The following is a 17,199-nucleotide window of genomic DNA, read 5'->3' as shown; positions in this document are numbered from 1 at the left end:
CCCCCTCCCCCTCCGCCTCAGGTCAGCGGGCGACCGCCTTCGTCGCCTTGCTCACCGCCGATCCGTCGAGGTGACCGGTACGGCGGGCGGTCACCTTCACGGTGATCTTCTTGCCCTTCTGCGCGGCCTTCAGCACGAGCGACGACTTCGTCGCCCCGCTGATCGCCCTGCCGTTCGCGTACCACTGATACGCGTACGAGGTCGCCGCCGGAGTCCAGGTCCCGCTGGTCGTCTTCAGCGTCCGCCCGACCTTCGCGGTGCCGCTGATCACCGGCGCCTTGGTCGCCCGGGGGGCGTCCCCCTTGGCCACGGTCACGGCGGCCGAGGTCGCGACCGCCCCCGTCCAGCCGCTCTTGCTCGCGGTGACGGTCACGGTGAGCTTCTTGCCGAGCAGCGCGGCGGGCAACGTGTACGAGGAGCCGGTCGCCCCGGCGATCGCCTTGCCGTCGGCGTTCCACTGGTACGTGTAGGAAGTGGGGGCCGCCGACCAACTGCCCGGGGCGACGGTGACCTTGGCGGCCACCTTGGCGGCGCCGGTCACCTTGGGGACGACCGTGTTCCGCAGTTCCGGCTGGGTGACGGTGAAGGTGCCGCGCAGGTACTCGCAGCACTTCGTGACGACGCTGACGTTCCAGACGCCGGCCGGCTCGCCCGTGAGATCCAGGGTCGCGGTGAGGGTCCGGTGGTCGGCCGAGACCGAGTCCGCCGGGGCGGTGAGGGTCCGGCCGGCCTGGCTCAGCCGTACCGTCGCGTTCGCGGGCAGCGCGGTGCCGGTCACCGTGAGCGTGACCTTGCCGCCGCCGACCCCGGTCCGGGGGCTCACCGAGGCGACGGTCACCTTGTCCGGGCCGCAGAGGGCCGAGGAACAGCTCAGCTTGGCGCTGTAGGAGGTGCCGGACGCCTTCTCGGGCAGGCCGAGCAGGAACAGCGAGGGCGCGGAGCCGCTGGTGGCGCCGCCCGCCGCGCACTGGGCGCCGGAGGCGGACAGCTGACAGCCGTTGCTCCACTTGGCGTTGTAGAGCGCGGGCACCGCCGTGGTCGTCGCGCCGGTGGTGTCCGTGACCGCCACGTCGAAGCGGTCGTACCCGGCCGTGGGCAGCACCGCGCACACCGCGCTGTGCGTCTCGTCGAGGGCGCCGGTGATCGGGCCGTAGCCGTAGGAGACCGACGGGACCCGGGTGCACTCGGGCGACGGACCGTCCGCGGTCGCCACCCGCAGCGCGTCCAGCCGGTACTCGGGCGCGGCCTTCAGCGTGACCGGGGTCTGCACGATCACCTGGTGGCTGGTGGAGCCGGTGACCGCGCAGGAGACGTTGCGCCAGGCGCACTCCGCGGCTCCGTCGGCGTCGACGACGGCGGAGTTGGCGGTGCCCAGCGCGTCGCGCACGTTGACGTGCAGGACGTCGGTGGCCGCGGCGGTCGTGACCTGATGGCAGGTCAGGGTGCCCGGAACGCCCGCGACGCCCTTGACGGACGCGCCGCCGACCTCGGTCGCCGCAGTCCTCGCGCAGCCCGCCGAGGAGGCGGTGGCGGTGACGTCGCGCCGGGCGAGGGTGTACGTGCCCGGCTGGTCGCGGCCGGTCACCAGCACGGTGTGGGCCTGGCCCGGGGTCAGCGGGCAGACCGCCCAGCCGTTGGTGGTGGCGGCGATGCGGCAGACCTTCTTGCCGGTGGCGTCCAGCACCGAGAGCGTGGCGCTCGCGGTCCCGGAGGCGGCGACCAGCTGGACGGCCTCGGCGGCCGAGTGGGCGTCCGCCGGGATGACCAGGCACTGCGAGAAGACGCCGGCGCCGGTGCCGAACGTGGCCTTCGCGCCGTCGGCGGCGAAGCTGCCGGCGGGCAGCACGGGGCAGTCGTCGGGGAGGTCGGTGCGGTGGAAGGCCACGGCGTACCGGCCCGTCGCCTCGTCCAGGCCGTCCTCGGTGTGCGCCAGCACCCGGAAGGGGGCGGTGCCGGTGAGCGCGCAGTCGCCGCCGGCGAGCCGGTCCGAGCCGCACTGCCAGTCGCCGTCGCGGTCGACGACCTCCAGCTCGGCATCCACGCCGGGCGCGGAGAGCGCGGTGAGGGCGGCGATCCGCGCGCCCTGCGGATACGGCAGCGTCAGACAGTCGTACTGCCCCGCCGTGGTGAGCTCGCCCCGGTACACGCCCGTCGACGGGGCCACGCAACCGGCGTCCGAGCCGTGGTCGAGGACGACGAGGCCGCTCCGGAAGTCACGGAAGGGGTACTCGCCGTCGAGCACGGCCGCGTAGGCGCCCGGGGCGGGGAGGACACAGGTCTCGATGCTGGCCCGGCACACCGTCAGCCCGGCGGAGTCGTACACGCGGACCGGGCCGGTGTACTGGTACTCGTCCAGGTAGTCGACGGAGTGCGGGCCCGCCCGCTCGGCGGTGAAGACGAAGCAGGGGTTGGCGGTGCCCTCCTGGGCGGCGAGCGGCCCGAAGGGGCGGACCGGCGCGGGGGTGCAGCCCTGCGGGTCGTCGAGCCGACGGACCTTCACGCCGTACTCGGCGGGGAAGCCGTTCTCCGTGTAGGAGACGCGCGAGACGACCCGGTAGGGGCCGTCGCCGGGCAGCGCGCAGCTGTTCTCGTCGTTCTCCGGGAAGTGCGGGCAGATCCGGGCGCCGGACTCGTCGGTGATCCACGCGATGGACACGCCGGACACCTTGGAACCGTCGGTGAGCCTGATCCGCTCGCCGGGCCGCGCCTCGAAGGGCTGGCAGTCGACCTCCACGGGGCTGACCGTCGTACGGGCGAGGTCGGGCAGGTCCCAGCGGGTGCCCACCGGGTCCGCGCAGCCCTCGGCGGAGGCGAGCGACACGAAGGTGACGGCGGTGTCGCGGGGCTGCCAGTCGTCGTTGTGGACGCGCAGCGTGTAGGTGCCCGCCGCGGGGACCGAGCACATGTCGTACGTGGTCCAGAGGTCGCCGTCGCAGTCCACCGGGGTGCCGTCGGCGGCGTGGAGCTCCGTGTAGCCCAGGTAGCTGCTCTTGTTCAGCGACAGCTGGTAGAGGCCCGGCGCGTCGGCCGTGACGGTGTAGCAGGTGTTCGCGTAACCCGCGACGGTCGCCTTCCCCACGGCGTCCCCCGGGTCGCCGAAGGGAGCGGTCGCGAGCGGCGCGCACGCCGGGTCCGCCGGGTCGTCGGCCTGCGCCGTGCCCGCCGCCGTGAGGCTCAGCAGCGAGGCGAGCAGCGGCACGGCGGCGAGCAGCGCCGCTGCCCGCAGCCGCCGTCTCGCAGGCGGACAGGAGTCCGCGTCGGTCATGTGAATCCCCCCTGGGTCAACGCTCGTCGAGCCGATGGTCGCACACAGGTACGACACAGGACCCACGGGTTTCCAGGGCCGGGCACGGGCCGGCACGGGCCGGGCACGGGCCGGGCACGGGCCGGGCGCCGAGCAGCGAAACAGGGCCGCTCAGAGGACCGCCAGCGTCTCAGGGACTCTGTACCTCAGCGGGCGTCTCAGTGCCGTCCCGCCACCCGGTCCGCGATCCGCGCCAGTCGCGACGAGCCCGTCGCATGCCGTTCCGTCTCGCGTCGGTCCGCCGCGCGGTAGGTCGCGTACATGCCCTGCACGCCGAGCCAGCGGAACGGCTCCGGTTCCCAGCGCCGCACCTGGTGCCCGACCCACGGCAGTTCGGTCAGTTCGGTCCGCCCGCCCTCACCGGCGTCCTGCCGGACCAGGTCCCGCAGGGTCCGCGCCGCGAGGTTCGCCGTGGCCACCCCCGAGCCGACGTAACCGCCCGCCCAGCCGAGTCCGGTGGCCCGGTCCAGCGTGACGGTCGCGCACCAGTCGCGGGGCACGCCCAGCACACCCGACCAGGCGTGTTCGATCCGCACGCCGGCCAGCGCCGGGAAGAAGCCGACCAGGATCTCGCGCAGCGCGCGCACGGTCGCCGGCTGCGTCCGCCCGTCGTTGTCGGTGCGCGAGCCGAAGCGGTACGGCACCCCGCGGCCGCCGAGCGCGATCCGGCCGTCGGCCGTGCGCTGCGCGTACATATAGGCGTGCGCCATGTCGCCGAGCGCCTCGCGCCCCGTCCACCCCACGGCCGCCCACTGCTCCTCGGTCAGCGGCTCGGTGGCGATCATCGAGGAGTTCATGGGCAGCCAGGTCCGCTTCTCGCCCTTCAGTGCGGCCGTGAACCCCTCCGTGCAGCGCAGCAGGTAGCGCGCCCGCACGGTCCCGTACGGCGTCACGGCGCGCCCCGGGAGGAGCTCGGTCACCGGCGTCGACTCGTACACCTCGACCCCCAGCGCCTCGACCGCCGCCGCCAGCCCCTTCACCAGCTTCCCCGGATGCACCCGCGCGCCGTGCGGGGTCCAGCTCGACCCGACGGCCCCCGCGATCCGCACCCGCTCGGCGGTCTCCCGGGCGCCGTACAGCTCGCGGTCGTCCTCCCCGTACGACAGCTCGTGCGCGTGGAAGTCCTTCAGCCGGGCCAGCTGCGCGGGCGTCCGGGCGACCTCCAGCACCCCGCCCCGGTGGACGTCCGCGTCGACGCCCTCCGCCGCCACCGCCCGGACGACCTCGTCCACCGTCTCGTTCATGGCCTTCTGCAGCCGTACGGCGGCCTCCCGCCCGTGCAGCCTCGCGTACCGGTCGCGGCCCGCGATGCCGTTGTAGAGCCAGCCCCCGTTGCGCCCGGAGGCGCCGTAGCCGCAGAACCGCTGCTCCAGGACGACGATCCGCAGCGCGGGATCCGCCCGCCTCAGGTAGTACGCCGTCCACAGCCCCGTGTACCCGCCGCCGACGATCACCACGTCGGCGGAGGCGTCGCCGCCGAGCGGCTCCCGCACCGCGGGCAGCCCGTCGTCGGCGTACCAGAAGGAGACCCCGCCGTTCACGAAACCGTTCATGGACGGACGGTAGCCCGCTCCCTGACCAGGGGATAGCAGCCCAGCCCGACGAGGACGGCGACGAAGTGGCCGAAGTCGGCGAGGGTCGGCCCGATGGCCAGCGGGACGGTGTAGACGGCGAGGACGACCCCGAGATACGCGTACCGCCAGGGCGGCCGGATGCGGTGGACGAGCACCGCGACCGCCCCGGCCAGCGCGTAACTCACGCCCACGTCCAGGGTGTTGACCGAGGACTTCGGCGCGAGTCCCTCGTGGATCGCCCGCGCCAGCGCGCCCTCGCTGATCAGCGTCGCCAGCACATGCGCGGCGGCGCACACGGCCAGCCAGCGCGCGGTCCCCAGCCAGCGCTCGACCTGGGCGTGGAAGACGGAGTACAGCGCCACGTACGGCAGCCAGTGACCGCCGTCGATCCACATCGCGCTCGCGACCAGCACCCGCACCGGATGCCGGGACAGCTCATGGATGTTGGTGGACCGCTGCCGCAGGAACTCCTGTTCGAACTCCGGTGACATGTGGTGCAGGGCGACCGTGGTGAAGAACAGGATCGTCAGCCACACATAGGTGCCGGGCGCGCTGCGGACGTACGCCCAAACCGCCCGCCGGACCTGCCGGACCCCGGAAACACCCCTGAGCCGTTTCACGCAGCCCAGTATCGTCCGGGGCGTCGAGATGCTCCGCCGACCGGTCGATCGAGTCGTTCGAGTCGTTCGAGTCGATCGAGGCGAGGGAGATCACCGGCTGCGCTCCTTCAGTTCCCGGGCGTGCTCGCTCAGCTTCTGCCGTTCGTCGACCGGCACATAGGAGAAGCGGGGGCACAGCGTGTACCCCCGCTTGGCCGGGTTCGGGGTCCGCATCAGGGCGACGGCGCTCCGCTTCAGCTCGAACATGGTGTGCACGGCCAGCGGCAGCGCGGGCCTGGACGACTCGACGCCGTCGCCGAGCCCGCCACGGACCTGCTTCGGCTCGCCCGAGAACGCGAGGTAGAGATCGTCGACCAGCGCCGAGTACGCCAGGTCGAACTCGATCAGCGCCATGTCCTCGGCGTCGCCCGCGCTGTCGCCGTTGCGCGGCACGTGCAGCGCCGGGTGGACGGAGTCGTAGTCGACGAGCAGCAACGCGCCCTCGGGCTCGGCGGCGGCCTTCTGGGTGCTGCGGAAGCGGCGCCCGGTCTGGAGCTCACGGAAGCGGGCGTAGTGGGAGTACATCTCCCAGCCGTTGATGAGCTTGTCCTTGTCGGTGACCGTCTTGGCCTTCTCCCCCAGCCGCTTCTCGGGCAGCCCCTCGCCCTCGTCGACGATCTTCCGGATCGCCGCCAGCGCGGACGCCCGGTCCGTCACCTCGACGACCGAGCCGGCGCCCCCGTAGTACTGGTCGCCCGGCACCTGGCCGCCGTGCCGGAAGGCCTTGTCGTCCTTGCAGATCCTCGGGTCTTCGAGCGCATTCTCGATCGCTTCGTAGAATTCGCCGATGGTCCGGTAGCTGCACGCGCCGACGTCGATCGTCCGCAGGCCGGCCGCGCCGTGCAGCGGATGCTCGATCCTGACGAAGCTCGCGACGGCCTCCGGGGTGAGCGGGAGCAGGTTCAGCGTCCCGATCCCGGAGATCAGCGGACTCAGGAACGGGTAACTCGGGATCGGACCGAGGTTCCCGCGCTGCTGGAAGGTGACGGGCTCGGCGCTCGGCTTCTCCCCGATGGCGTTGAGGACGTTGGCCGCGAGGGTCATGTGGAGCATCTCCTCCATGACCACGCTGCGGATCGTCTGCGCCGCGTCGGCGTTGGCGCCCTCCTTGATGGAGTAGAGCGCGGTGAGATAGACGGGGATGGTGCTGAGCTCCACGCCGATGGCCAACTGCAGGGCGGCCTTCAGGTCGTCAAGATTGTCGATCGCTTTCGGTTGGATCGCATTCGGTTCGCTCACTTGTGCTTCACCTTCTTCAGCTCCTCGGCGATCCGGTCGCCCGTGCGGATGGCCAGCGCGGTCATGGTGAGCGTCGGGTTGGACGTGCCGAGCGTCGGCATGCTGCCGCAGCCGACGATGTAGAGGTTCGACAGGTCGTGGCTGCGCTGGTCGGGGTCGACGACGGACTTCGCCGGGTCGAGGCCCATCCGGTGGGTGCCCACGACATGCCCGGCGCCGCGCACCCAGTAGGTTTCGCCGGCGTACTCGACCGCCATGGCGTCGTTCGGGTCGTAGTGGGTGTAGTCGCCGGGCTCGTAGTCGGGACGGCTGACCGGGTTGGCGATGTCCAGGTGCGCGAACAGCTGCCTGCTCGCCTCCGCCGCCCAGGGCAGCGCGGCCCGCACATACTCGGAGAGGTCGTAGTGGATGACCGGACGGTACTGGCCGAGCGGGCCCTTGTAGCGCTCGTCCACGGTGACGCGGTTGGTCGCCTCGGGGTCCTGCTCCAGCTCCCAGGCGATCCGGAACTGGCGGGGCAGGATCTCGCCGAGCCGCTCGCGCAGTCTGCTCCCGTAGAGCAGCACCTTGCCGTCCTTGCCGCCGCCGACCAGGTCGTGGACGGTGTCGTACGGGGCGTTCTCCGGGAAGTTCCAGCCCCAGTTGCCGATCTCGACCACGAAGGCGCTGCGCTCCTTGCGGAAGTCTCCGTCCCGGAAGGCGGGGATGCCGGAGGTGGAGCCGGGGCCGCGGTAGGCGCCGACGTCGTCCTTGAGCAGGCCCCAGGTGAGCAGCAGCGGATGGTCCATCAGGTTCCGGCCGCCCTGGCCGCTGTTGTTGGCGGCCTGGGAGCCGAGCAGCAGGGTGGCGTTCTCGATGGCGTTGGCGGCCAGGACGTAGAAGTCGGCGGTCACGGTCTTCTCGACCGGCGGGCTGCCGTCCTCGAAGTACGTCTTGTAGGTGAGGCCGGTGACCGTCCCCCGTCCGCCCTTCGCCTGGTCGTGCTCGACGCGCACGACGACGGACTGGCTGCGCACGGCGACCCGCGCCCTGGCCGGCTTCCCGCTCTCCGCGGGCCGGTCGGGGTAGTTGACGATGAGGTCGTACAGGGTCTTGAGCGCGTTGTACTTGGCCTGGGCCGGGCAGATCGGGATGCAGCTGGAGTTGCCCTCGCACCGGGTGCCCCGGTCGACGTTCCCGACGGCGCCGACGACCTGGTACGCCGTGCCGGCCTTCGGCTTCGCGGGGGTGGAGTTGCGGCCCGCGGGGGTGTTGCTGATCCTGACCGGGAAGGGGTGGAGCGTGCCGCTGTCGTCGCTCAGCTCGACCGTCAGCCCGGCGCACATCTTGGCCAGGTAGTCGTCGAGATAGCTGGACGGGATCCGCTCCATCGGGAAGTGGTAGGCGCCGCCCGGGAACTTCGCGGTGTTCTTGCTCTTGAAGTACTCCTCGGGCTTGCCGCCGATCCCGGGGTAGTGCTGGTCCTTGACGTTCGCCGAGACGCCGATGATGTTCCACTCGGCCCGCTCGTAGTACGGCTTCAGTTCCTCGTACGACATCGGCCAGTCGACCGCGCGGCCGTACTTCGAGCGCAGCCTGAAGTCGTTGGGGAGCATCCGCAGGCAGGTGCCGAGCCAGTGCAGGGTGGTGCCGCCGAGCGAGCGGGCGTAGTCGCTGCCGAAGGGCAGCGGGCCCTGCTGGACGAACCACCCCTTGTCGCCGGGCGTGCGGGCGATGTCCAGCACGTCCGGCTGCGGAGCCGAACCGCTCGCGGGATAGGGGGCGTTGGGGACCTTGATCAGCGCCTCGTGGAACGCCTCCACATAGGTGTCGTACTTGTCGGCGCTCATCGCCGTGGCCCGGCCGGCCTCCAGGATGAGGATGCGGGGATGCCTGGGCGGCTGCTGGGCCGCGGCCTGTTCGATGACCGTCTTGGCGACGGTCGCCGCGGAGATGCCGCCGCCGACGAGCACGAGGTCGTAGTCGGGCTTCCCGGCTGCTGCGGTGGTGTCGGTGTCTGCGTCGGTGTCTGCGTCGGTCATGACGTCTTCCTCGGCTCAGGAAATCAGGGTCGGGGGCTCGGCCCAGGAGCCGAAGCCCGGCGCCTTGGCGCCCATCGGATGGGTCCCGGCGGCGGCCCAGACCAGTCCCTCGCGGTAGCCCTGGGCGGAGACGACGTGCTCGACGTCGTCCGCGGTCGAGCCGTTCTCGTCCCGGTAGCTGCCGGAGAGCGGGTACCAACTGCCCAGGTACCAGAGCTTGATCAGACTGACGACGACCGGCGCGAAGCGCTTGTTCTCGATCACCTTCGCCTCGACGGCGGCGTGGTCGCCGTGCTTCTCGTCCTCCGCGAGGGCCTCGGCCGCGTACCGGAACAGCTGCCCCGCCTCGCGCTCGCCGATGATCCCCAGCAGCGTGTCGTAGTACGTGTCGATCATGCCGGTGCCGGCCAGCTCGACCCGGTCGAAGCCGGTGAGGACGGCGGACAGGTCGGTGAAAATCTGTTTCGGGGCGGAACGGGTGGAACGGGTGGAACGGGTGGAGATGCCGTCGGACATACGGGTGCTCCAGGTCAAAAGGGGAGGATGGCGCACGAGAGATTTACGTATGCCAAAGGCATTCACCCCGCCAGAGCAGGGACACACCCGACAAACCCACCTTCCGGGCGACCCCCGACGAACACCTGCCCGGCCCCAGCCCCACCCATCGCACAGACGAGCGAACGGGGTGGGGCACACGACCGCGAGGGGCCGGCGAGCGGGACTGCCGTCCAGAACTACCGTCAGCGCCCCCACGGTCCAAGACCGTGGGGGCGCTGACGCTGGTGGATCACAGGGCCCCCTGTCGGATTCGAACCGACGACCTTCGCTTTACAAGAGCGGTGCTCTACCAGCTGAGCTAAGGAGGCATGCGCGCGCGTGTTTCATGTGCGTGCCCGTGCAGTGTACCCAGGTCACCGGGACGGCCCGGCGAAAATTTCCGCGAAGTTCACATGCCTCCAGGTACTGACAGATCCGGCCAACGCGAGGTAGCGTCCTGAGCCAGTTCACTCGTGTGGACTACACCACCACCTTCCTACAACGGATCGTCCGGCACGTTCCTGCCGGTAGAAGGGGGCCTTCGAGCCATGGCCACTGTCACTTTCGACAAGGCGACCCGGGTCTACCCGGGCTCCACCAAGCCCGCCGTCGACGCACTCGACATCGAGATCGCGGACGGCGAGTTCCTCGTCCTGGTCGGTCCGTCCGGCTGCGGCAAGTCCACCTCGCTCCGGATGCTCGCGGGGCTCGAGGACGTCAACGGCGGTGCGATCCGCATCGGCGACCGCGACGTCACGCACCTGCCGCCCAAGGACCGGGACATCGCCATGGTGTTCCAGAACTACGCGCTCTACCCGCACATGACGGTCGCCGACAACATGGGCTTCGCGCTCAAGATCGCCGGCGTCAACAAGGCGGAGATCCGGCAGAAGGTCGAAGAGGCCGCGAAGATCCTCGACCTCACCGAGTACCTCGACCGCAAGCCGAAGGCCCTCTCCGGCGGTCAGCGCCAGCGTGTCGCGATGGGCCGCGCCATCGTGCGTGAGCCGCAGGTCTTCCTCATGGACGAGCCGCTGTCCAACCTGGACGCCAAGCTCCGTGTGTCGACCCGTACGCAGATCGCCTCGCTGCAGCGCCGTCTCGGCATCACCACCGTGTACGTGACCCACGACCAGGTCGAGGCCCTGACCATGGGCGACCGGGTGGCGGTCCTCAAGGACGGTCTGCTCCAGCAGGTCGACACCCCGCGCAACATGTACGACCGGCCCGCCAACCTCTTCGTGGCCGGCTTCATCGGCTCCCCGGCGATGAACCTCGTCGAGGTCCCGATCGCCGACGGCGGCGTGAAGTTCGGCAACGCGGTGGTGCCGGTGCAGCGTGACGCGCTCTCCGCCGCCAGCGACAAGACGGTCACCGTCGGCGTCCGCCCCGAGCACTTCGACGTGGCCACCGAGGAGGAGAAGGGCCTCGCGGTCGTCGTGAACGTCGTCGAGGAGCTCGGCTCCGACGCCTTCGTCTACGGCACCGCCCAGGTCGGCAGCGAGACGAAGGACCTCGTGGTCCGCGTCGGCGGCCGTGACGTCCCGGAGAAGGGCAGCACGCTGCACGTCGTCCCGCGCGCGGGCGAGACCCACGTGTTCTCGACGTCGACGGGCGAGCGCCTCTCCGACTGACGACGTCAGCCACGAGGTCAGCAGCGAAGGATTAAACCCGGGTAATTCACCCAGGTTGACGAAAAGGGCCCCGCAGCCTGATGCGAGGCCCTTTTCCATGCCCACAGAATCCCCGCACAGCGGACATTTCGCCAGGCGCTCGTCAACCCCTTACCCAAAAAGGAGCACGCCTTCATCCCCCGTCCGGGTGACTAAATGTCGCCAAATCATTACTGCGCGCTACCCTCTCACGCGTGAAGCACTCCGCGAACCACTCCACCACCCAGCGCACGCGCCGCGGCCAGGGCGGCCCAGCCCGCCGGATCGGCCGCTCGCTCGCCCTCGTCCTGCCCGTCGTCATGGTGCTCTCCGGGACCCTCGCGGTCACCCGGGTCAACTGGTCGGGGGACCCCTCGGATTCGGTGCTCACCGCCTCCGACGTCTCCGCCGCGCACCAGTCCTCGCACAACGCCGCCAAGGCCCCGCAGGACGTCCTGCGCGACCAGCTGCTGACCGAGCTCCAGGAGAAGGACCCGGGCGTCGCCCTGACCCACCTCCAGGCCGCGGTCAACGGCAAGCCGTCGCTGGCCAGGCACTGTTCCTCCATCGCCCGCGCCCTCGGCCGCGCGGCGGTCCGCGCGTACGGCCCCACTCGCGCGCAGTCCTACTCCCGCCCGGTCTGCGACACGGCCTTCGCCTCCGGCGTCCTGGCCGCCCAGGGCTGACCCACCCCGGTCCCCCACGACCCACAAGCCCGAGAACGGGCCTGAAAGGCCCACACTGCCCTGAGCGGCCCCTTCCCCGGGGGCCGCTCATCGGAAGCTCCCATCGGGGCCACCGCGCAGCGGGACGGGCCGACCGCCAGGGCAGCCGACCGTCGGGACGGGCCGGCCGTCGGGCGGTCGGCCCGTCCGGGATCCCCGCGTCGGGGGACCCGCGCGGCTCGGAACCCGTGCCACGTACAGTGCGGGCATGACCGATCCGCGCGCCGCGTCCCGCCCCACTCAAGCCGTCATCCTGGCCGGTGGCCAGGGATCACGGCTGCGTCCGTACACCGACGACCGGCCCAAGCCGATGGTCGAGATCCCCGGCACGGGGACGCCGATCATCGGCCATCAGCTCGGCTGGCTCGCCGAGGAGGGCGTCACCGACGTCGTCGTCTCCTGCGGTCATCTCGCCGAGGTGCTGCAGGACTGGCTGAAGTCGGCCGAGCTGCCGGTCAAGGTCACCACCGTCGTGGAGAGCGAGCCCCTGGGCCGCGGCGGCGGCCTGAAGTACGCGGCCGCCCATCTGCCCCACCCCGACCGGCCCTGGTACGCCACCAACGGCGACATCTGGACCCGCTTCTCGCTGCGCGAGATGGCCGACTTCCACACCGAGCGCGACGCCATAGCGACGCTCGCGCTGGCGCGTCCGCGCATCCCGTGGGGGGCCGTGCAGACCGACGGGTTCGGTCACATCACGGACTTCATCGAGGCCCCGCCCACCACCTACGAGATCAACGCGGGCGTGTACGTCTTCTCGCCGCAGTTCGCCGGGCTGCTGCCCGCCCGCGGCGACCACGAGCGGACGACGTTCCCGCAGCTGGCCCGTGAGCTGCGGCTGGCCGGCTATCCGCTCCCGCAGGGGGCGTACTGGCGCGCCATCGACACCGCGAAGGACCTCACCGAGGCCGCGAAGGAGCTGGCGGCCCTCGGCCGCTGACCGACACGACCATGGGGCACGACCAGGGGGCACGACATGGGGGCGCCGCGCGCTGATCCGCGCGGCGCCCCCCATGAGACGTGTGCTCGGGGTCGGTGACCGAACGCCCTACCCGAGCAACCCGCCCACCAGTCCCGGCTGGCCCGACGACGACGACGATCCGCCGCCGTCCGAACCGCTGGTCGAGCCGCCCCCACCGGAGCTGCTCGACGAACCGCCCGACGCGGGGCCGGAGCTGGTCGCCGGGGCCTCCTCCACCGGAGCGGACTGCTCGGGCGGGGCCTCGCCCGCGGTGCCCTGGGTCTGGCTGGGCGCGCCGGCGCCCTCCGCGTCCTCGGAGGAGTCCCGCTCCTCGGCGGGCTCGCTGTCCGTGCCGGCCGTCGGGGCCGCCGAGGTGGCGCCCTGGGTCGGCGAGGTGACGGCGTCGGGCTTGCGGGACGCCGTGTGCGTGCCGGACTTCTCCGGGAGCGGCGAGCCGGGCAGTTCGTTGCGCGGGGGCTCGCCCGGGCCGGGCACGACCACCCGGTCCGCGTCGCGCACGGCGCCGCCGAGCAGCGAGCCGACCAGCAGCGTCAGACCGACGACGATCGCGGTGACGAGCGCGCCGCGGCGCAGCACGTAACGGCGCAGCTCCCACAGGTCGGAGCGCGGTCCGAGGCGGCGCCAGGCGCCGGCGGCGAGCCGGCCGTCGACCGAGTAGACGGGGGCGCCGGCGATGATCAGCGGCGACCAGGCGGCGAGGTAGATGATGTCGGGGGTGTCGTAGACCGGGACGGTCTTCCAGCTGACGGTGACGATGAGCGCGGCCGAGAGCCCGGCGCCGACCACCGCGGCGACCCGCTGCCAGCAGCCCAGGACCGTGAGCACGCCGACGACGACCTGGAGGAAGGCGATGACGAGGCCGGAGCCGACCGGGTGGTGCAGCGCGAACTGGCGCAGCGGCTCGGCGACTTCCCACGGGTGCAGGGTGTTCAGCCACTTCACCATGGAGCCGCGCTTGCCGCCGTCGAAGTAGACGGGGTCGCACAGCTTGCCCATGCCGGCGTAGATGGAGATGAAGCCGAGGAAGATGCGCAGCGGGAGCAGGACCACGCCGAGGTTCATCCGGCGGCCCGGATAGTAGGCGTGCCGGGCGGGGTCCTCGGCCCGGCGGCTGCGCCGGGTGCCGTCCGCCCCGTCGTGCGCCCCGTCGTGCGCACCGCCGTCCGCCTCGTCGAAGTCCTCGAACCGGGCGTCGTCGTAGGCGGGTTCGTCGTAGGCGCTGCCGACGGTGCGCATGTGCGGCAGCAGGCGGTTCTCGCCGGCGGCGGGGGCGCGCTGTGCGCCGACGATGGGGGTTTCGAGGGTCTGCGCGGCGAGGTCGCCGTCGTAGCCCCGGTCGCCGACGCCGACGCGGGGGATGACCTGGGTGGCTCCGGCGTCGGCCGCGGGCGGTTCGCCGTGGCCGACGCTGCCTGCCCGCACGGCCTGGAGCAGCCGGTGGGCGCCGGTGTCGTCCGGGGCGGACTTGCCGCTCCAGACGACGGCCCGCCGACGGCCCCCCGATGCGGCGCCCGCCGCGCCCGCTCTGCCCGCCGCCCCGACGACGGGGATGCGCGCGGTGTCCTCGATGGCGCTCACGTGCCGGGCGATCCGCGGGGATTGGTTACGCCGCGCCGACGCGTTCAACTGCACGCGGAAGCTCGCGTGACTGACGATGATCTGCGCCGGATCGCTCGGCACCTTCACCATGCTCAGCGCGGGAGCGTCATCGAATCCGGATCCGGCATCGAATCCCGACGAGCGGCCCCCCGTGGGTGTGCGGGGTGTTCTGGTGTCCACACTCATCTAACCGAGTGACGTGTGTTTAGGACACTGCTTTGACCCGCCAGATCTGTCCGGACTCCGTCAAGGTTGCACTACCCGCCCGGATTAACCCATTCGGGTTAACTTCCGCATGCCCGTTCAGACCGTGAGCGGAGCCGCCGGCAGCACCCGCCCCCGCCGTGGCCGCCCCGCCCCGCCCCGCCCCTCAGACCCGCCGTCGAGCCGCCTCGTAGAGCACGATCCCCGCCGCCACACCGGCGTTGAGCGATTCCGCGCCACCCGGCATCGGGATCCGCACCCGGTGGTCGCAGGTCTCGCCGACCAGCCGGGACAGGCCCTTGCCCTCGCTGCCCACGACGATGACCACCGGGCCGTCCAGCGCCGCGAGTTCGCCGACCTCGGACTCGCCGTCGGCGGCCAGGCCGACGACCACGATGCCGGCCTTCTTGTAGGCCTCCAGGGCGCGGGTCAGGTTGGTCGCGCGGGCGACCGGGGTACGGGCGGCCGTACCGGCGGACGTCTTCCACGCGCCGGCCGTCATACCGGCCGCACGACGCTCGGGGACGACGACGCCGTGGCCGCCGAACGCGGAGACGGAGCGGACGACGGCGCCCAGGTTGCGCGGGTCGGTCACCCCGTCGAGGGCCACGATCAGCGGGTCCTCGCCGTTGTCGTAGGCCGCCGCCGCCAGGTCCTCGGGGTGCGCGTACTCGTACGGCGGGACCTGGAGGACCAGGCCCTGGTGGTTGAGGCCGTTGGTCATCCGGTCCAGCTCGGGACGCGGGGCCTCCATGAGGTGGATGCCGCCGCGCTCGCCGGCGAGCTGGAGCGCCTCGCGCACCCGCTCGTCGTTGTCGATGAACTGCTGGACGTAGAGCATCGTCGCGGGGACGCCGCCGCGCAGCGCCTCGACGACCGGGTTGCGGCCGACGACCATCTCGGACGTGCCCTTGCCGCCCCGCCCGCGCTGCACGGGCCGGCGCACGGCCTGCTTCGCCTTGGCGCCGGCGATGCGGTTCTTCTTGTGCCCCTTGCGCATCTCGGCGGGCGGGGTCGGGCCCTTGCCCTCCAGGCCTCGGCGCCGCTGGCCGCCACTGCCGACCTGCGCGCCCTTCTTGCCGGACATGCGGCGGTTGTTGGCTGCCATGAGTGACTCGTCTCCGTGAGCTGCGTACGTACGTGTGTGGTGCGGACGTCTGCTGTCGTCTGCTGTCGTCTTATGCAGTGTGCCGCCCGGACGGCCGGGCGGCACAGTCGATCAAGGACGGGACTACCGCGGACCCAGCGTCCAGCGCGGGCCCTGCGGGCCGTCCTCGATGGTCAGGCCGGACTGGGTGAGCTGGTCGCGGATGGCGTCCGCGGTCGCCCAGTCCTTGCGCCCGCGGGCCGACTCGCGCTGGTCGAGCACGAGCCGGACGAGGCTGTCGACCACGCCGTGCAGGTCCTCGCCCCGGCTCTCCTCGCCGGCCCAGTGCGCGTCGAGCGGGTCCAGACCGAGGACGCCGAGCATCGCGCGGACCTCGGCGAGCCGGGCCACGGCGGCTTCCTTGTCGTCGGCGGCGAGGGCCGAGTTCCCCTGCCGGACCGTGGTGTGCACGATGGCCAGGGCCTGCGGGACGCCCAGGTCGTCGTCCATCGCCTCGGCGAAGGCCGGCGGCACCTCGGCGGCCGGCTCCACGACTCCCCCGGCCTTCTCGACGACGCGCTGCACGAAGCCCTCGATCCGCGCGAACGCCGACTCGGCCTCGCGCAGCGACTCCTCGCTGTACTCGATCATCGAGCGGTAGTGCGGGGTGCCCAGGTAGTAGCGGAGCACGATCGGGCGCCACTGCTTGACCATCTCGGAGACCAGCACCGAGTTCCCGAGGGACTTCGACATCTTCTCGCCGCTCATGGTGACCCAGGCGTTGTGCACCCAGTACCGCGCGAACTCGTCGCCGTAGGCCTTGGCCTGGGCGATCTCGTTCTCGTGGTGCGGGAAGATCAGGTCGAGGCCGCCGCCGTGGATGTCGAAGACGGAGCCCAGGTACTTGTGCGCCATCGCCGAGCACTCCAGGTGCCAGCCCGGACGCCCCCGGCCCCACGGCGTCTCCCAGTCGGGCTCGCCCGGCTTGGTCGCCTTCCACATCGCGAAGTCACGCGGGTCGCGCTTGCCGGTGATGCCCTCCTCGGGCGGCTGGCGCAGGTCGTCCAGGTCCTGGTTGGACAGTTCGAGATAGCCCGGGAAGGAGCGCACGTCGAAGTAGACGCTGCCGTCGGCCTCGTAGGCGTGTCCGCGCTCGATCAGGCCGCGCATCATCTCGATCATCTCGGGGACGTGCCCGGTGGCGCGCGGCTCGTAGGTCGGCGGGAGGCAACCGAGGGCCTGGTAGCCGTCGTTGAACGCGCGCTCGTTGTCGTAGCCGATGGACCACCAGGGGCGGCCCTGGTCGTGCGACTTGGTGATGATCTTGTCGTCGATGTCGGTGACGTTGCGGATGAACGTGACGTCGTAGCCGCGGTAGGCGAACCAGCGGCGCATGATGTCGAAGTTCAGGCCCGACCGGATGTGCCCGATGTGCGGGGCCGCCTGCACGGTGGCGCCACAGAGGTAGATCGAGACACAACCCGGCAGAAGCGGGGCGAAGTCACGGATCTGCCGGGCACTGGTGTCGTACAGGCGAATAGTCACCACTCCAGGGTAGTGGGCGTCGGACAGTGCCCCGAGCCCCTTCCCCCCACGGCCACACATTCGTGACATGC

At 71.6% G+C, this 17,199-nt stretch carries 12 protein-coding genes and 1 tRNA gene; 3 read left to right on the top strand and 10 right to left on the bottom strand.

What is annotated here, in order from left to right:
• Window positions 1-22: 22 nt before the first annotated feature.
• From ACWCPF_RS06850 to ACWCPF_RS06820, 7 genes are all read right to left on the bottom strand, one after another.
• The gene (locus tag ACWCPF_RS06850) at window positions 23-3,265 is read right to left on the bottom strand and encodes a Tat pathway signal protein (protein WP_451043900.1); all 3,243 of its coding nucleotides are present in this window, start codon (window positions 3,263-3,265) and stop codon (window positions 23-25) included.
• Between the two features lie 197 nt (window positions 3,266-3,462).
• Window positions 3,463-4,857, bottom strand: a complete 1,395-nt coding sequence (locus ACWCPF_RS06845) for an NAD(P)/FAD-dependent oxidoreductase (protein WP_451043899.1) — start codon at window positions 4,855-4,857, stop codon at window positions 3,463-3,465.
• A complete protein-coding gene (locus ACWCPF_RS06840) occupies window positions 4,854-5,498 on the bottom strand; it encodes a rhomboid-like protein (protein ID WP_451043898.1) in 645 nt (214 codons plus the stop codon). The genes ACWCPF_RS06845 and ACWCPF_RS06840 overlap by 4 nt, the downstream gene beginning before the upstream one ends.
• A 90-nt stretch (window positions 5,499-5,588) precedes the next feature.
• Complete coding sequence (locus tag ACWCPF_RS06835; protein WP_451043897.1) at window positions 5,589-6,776, bottom strand: ferritin-like domain-containing protein; 1,188 nt, start codon at window positions 6,774-6,776, stop codon at window positions 5,589-5,591.
• Window positions 6,773-8,797, bottom strand: coding sequence for a GMC oxidoreductase (locus tag ACWCPF_RS06830; protein ID WP_451043896.1), 2,025 nt, complete (start codon window positions 8,795-8,797; stop codon window positions 6,773-6,775). Before ACWCPF_RS06830 ends, ACWCPF_RS06835 begins: the two co-directional genes overlap by 4 nt.
• A 15-nt stretch (window positions 8,798-8,812) precedes the next feature.
• Window positions 8,813-9,313, bottom strand: a complete 501-nt coding sequence (locus ACWCPF_RS06825) for a hypothetical protein (RefSeq protein WP_451043895.1) — start codon at window positions 9,311-9,313, stop codon at window positions 8,813-8,815.
• Window positions 9,314-9,590: 277 nt separating this feature from the next.
• Window positions 9,591-9,663: transfer RNA gene (locus tag ACWCPF_RS06820), tRNA-Thr, on the bottom strand.
• Between the two features lie 219 nt (window positions 9,664-9,882).
• On the opposite strand from ACWCPF_RS06820, the gene ACWCPF_RS06815 reads away from it, so the two are divergent.
• The 3 genes from ACWCPF_RS06815 (at window position 9,883) to ACWCPF_RS06805 (ending at window position 12,651) form a co-directional block, all read left to right on the top strand.
• Entirely contained in the window at window positions 9,883-10,968 is a 1,086-nt protein-coding gene (locus ACWCPF_RS06815; RefSeq protein ID WP_451043894.1) for an ABC transporter ATP-binding protein, read from the top strand.
• Window positions 10,969-11,201: 233 nt separating this feature from the next.
• Window positions 11,202-11,672: a hypothetical protein gene (locus tag ACWCPF_RS06810; RefSeq protein WP_451043893.1), complete on the top strand. Its 471-nt coding sequence runs from the start codon at window positions 11,202-11,204 to the stop codon at window positions 11,670-11,672.
• 247 nt (window positions 11,673-11,919) lie between these two features.
• Window positions 11,920-12,651, top strand: coding sequence for a nucleotidyltransferase family protein (locus ACWCPF_RS06805; RefSeq protein WP_451043892.1), 732 nt, complete (start codon window positions 11,920-11,922; stop codon window positions 12,649-12,651).
• A 108-nt stretch (window positions 12,652-12,759) separates the two neighbouring features.
• Here the strand turns inward: ACWCPF_RS06805 and ACWCPF_RS06800 are convergent, their stop codons facing one another.
• From ACWCPF_RS06800 to cysS, 3 genes are all read right to left on the bottom strand, one after another.
• Entirely contained in the window at window positions 12,760-14,478 is a 1,719-nt protein-coding gene (locus ACWCPF_RS06800) for a DoxX family membrane protein (protein ID WP_451043891.1), read from the bottom strand.
• 184 nt (window positions 14,479-14,662) lie between these two features.
• Window positions 14,663-15,604 (bottom strand): 23S rRNA (guanosine(2251)-2'-O)-methyltransferase RlmB, encoded by a 942-nt coding sequence (rlmB, locus tag ACWCPF_RS06795; RefSeq protein ID WP_451043890.1) that lies wholly within the window; start codon window positions 15,602-15,604, stop codon window positions 14,663-14,665.
• Between the two features lie 123 nt (window positions 15,605-15,727).
• Window positions 15,728-17,128 carry a cysteine--tRNA ligase gene (cysS, locus tag ACWCPF_RS06790; protein WP_451043889.1) on the bottom strand — a complete coding sequence of 467 codons (1,401 nt, stop codon included), beginning with the start codon at window positions 17,126-17,128 and terminating at the stop codon, window positions 15,728-15,730.
• Between the last annotated feature and the right edge of the window lie 71 nt (window positions 17,129-17,199).

The sequence above is a fragment of the Streptomyces sp. NPDC001858 genome (assembly GCF_053594615.1).
The sequence above is the reverse complement of the archived record's forward strand: the minus strand, read 5'-3'. Positions and strand labels throughout refer to the sequence as shown.

Coding starts and splice junctions, on each gene's coding strand:
- ACWCPF_RS06830 (WP_451043896.1), bottom strand. CDS start 8,797: ATGACCGACGCAGACACCGACGCAGACACCGACACCACCGCAGCAGCC.
- ACWCPF_RS06825 (WP_451043895.1), bottom strand. CDS start 9,313: ATGTCCGACGGCATCTCCACCCGTTCCACCCGTTCCACCCGTTCCGCC.
- rlmB (WP_451043890.1), bottom strand. CDS start 15,604: ATGGCAGCCAACAACCGCCGCATGTCCGGCAAGAAGGGCGCGCAGGTC.
- ACWCPF_RS06805 (WP_451043892.1), top strand. CDS start 11,920: ATGACCGATCCGCGCGCCGCGTCCCGCCCCACTCAAGCCGTCATCCTG.
- ACWCPF_RS06850 (WP_451043900.1), bottom strand. CDS start 3,265: ATGACCGACGCGGACTCCTGTCCGCCTGCGAGACGGCGGCTGCGGGCA.
- ACWCPF_RS06845 (WP_451043899.1), bottom strand. CDS start 4,857: ATGAACGGTTTCGTGAACGGCGGGGTCTCCTTCTGGTACGCCGACGAC.
- ACWCPF_RS06815 (WP_451043894.1), top strand. CDS start 9,883: ATGGCCACTGTCACTTTCGACAAGGCGACCCGGGTCTACCCGGGCTCC.
- ACWCPF_RS06800 (WP_451043891.1), bottom strand. CDS start 14,478: ATGAGTGTGGACACCAGAACACCCCGCACACCCACGGGGGGCCGCTCG.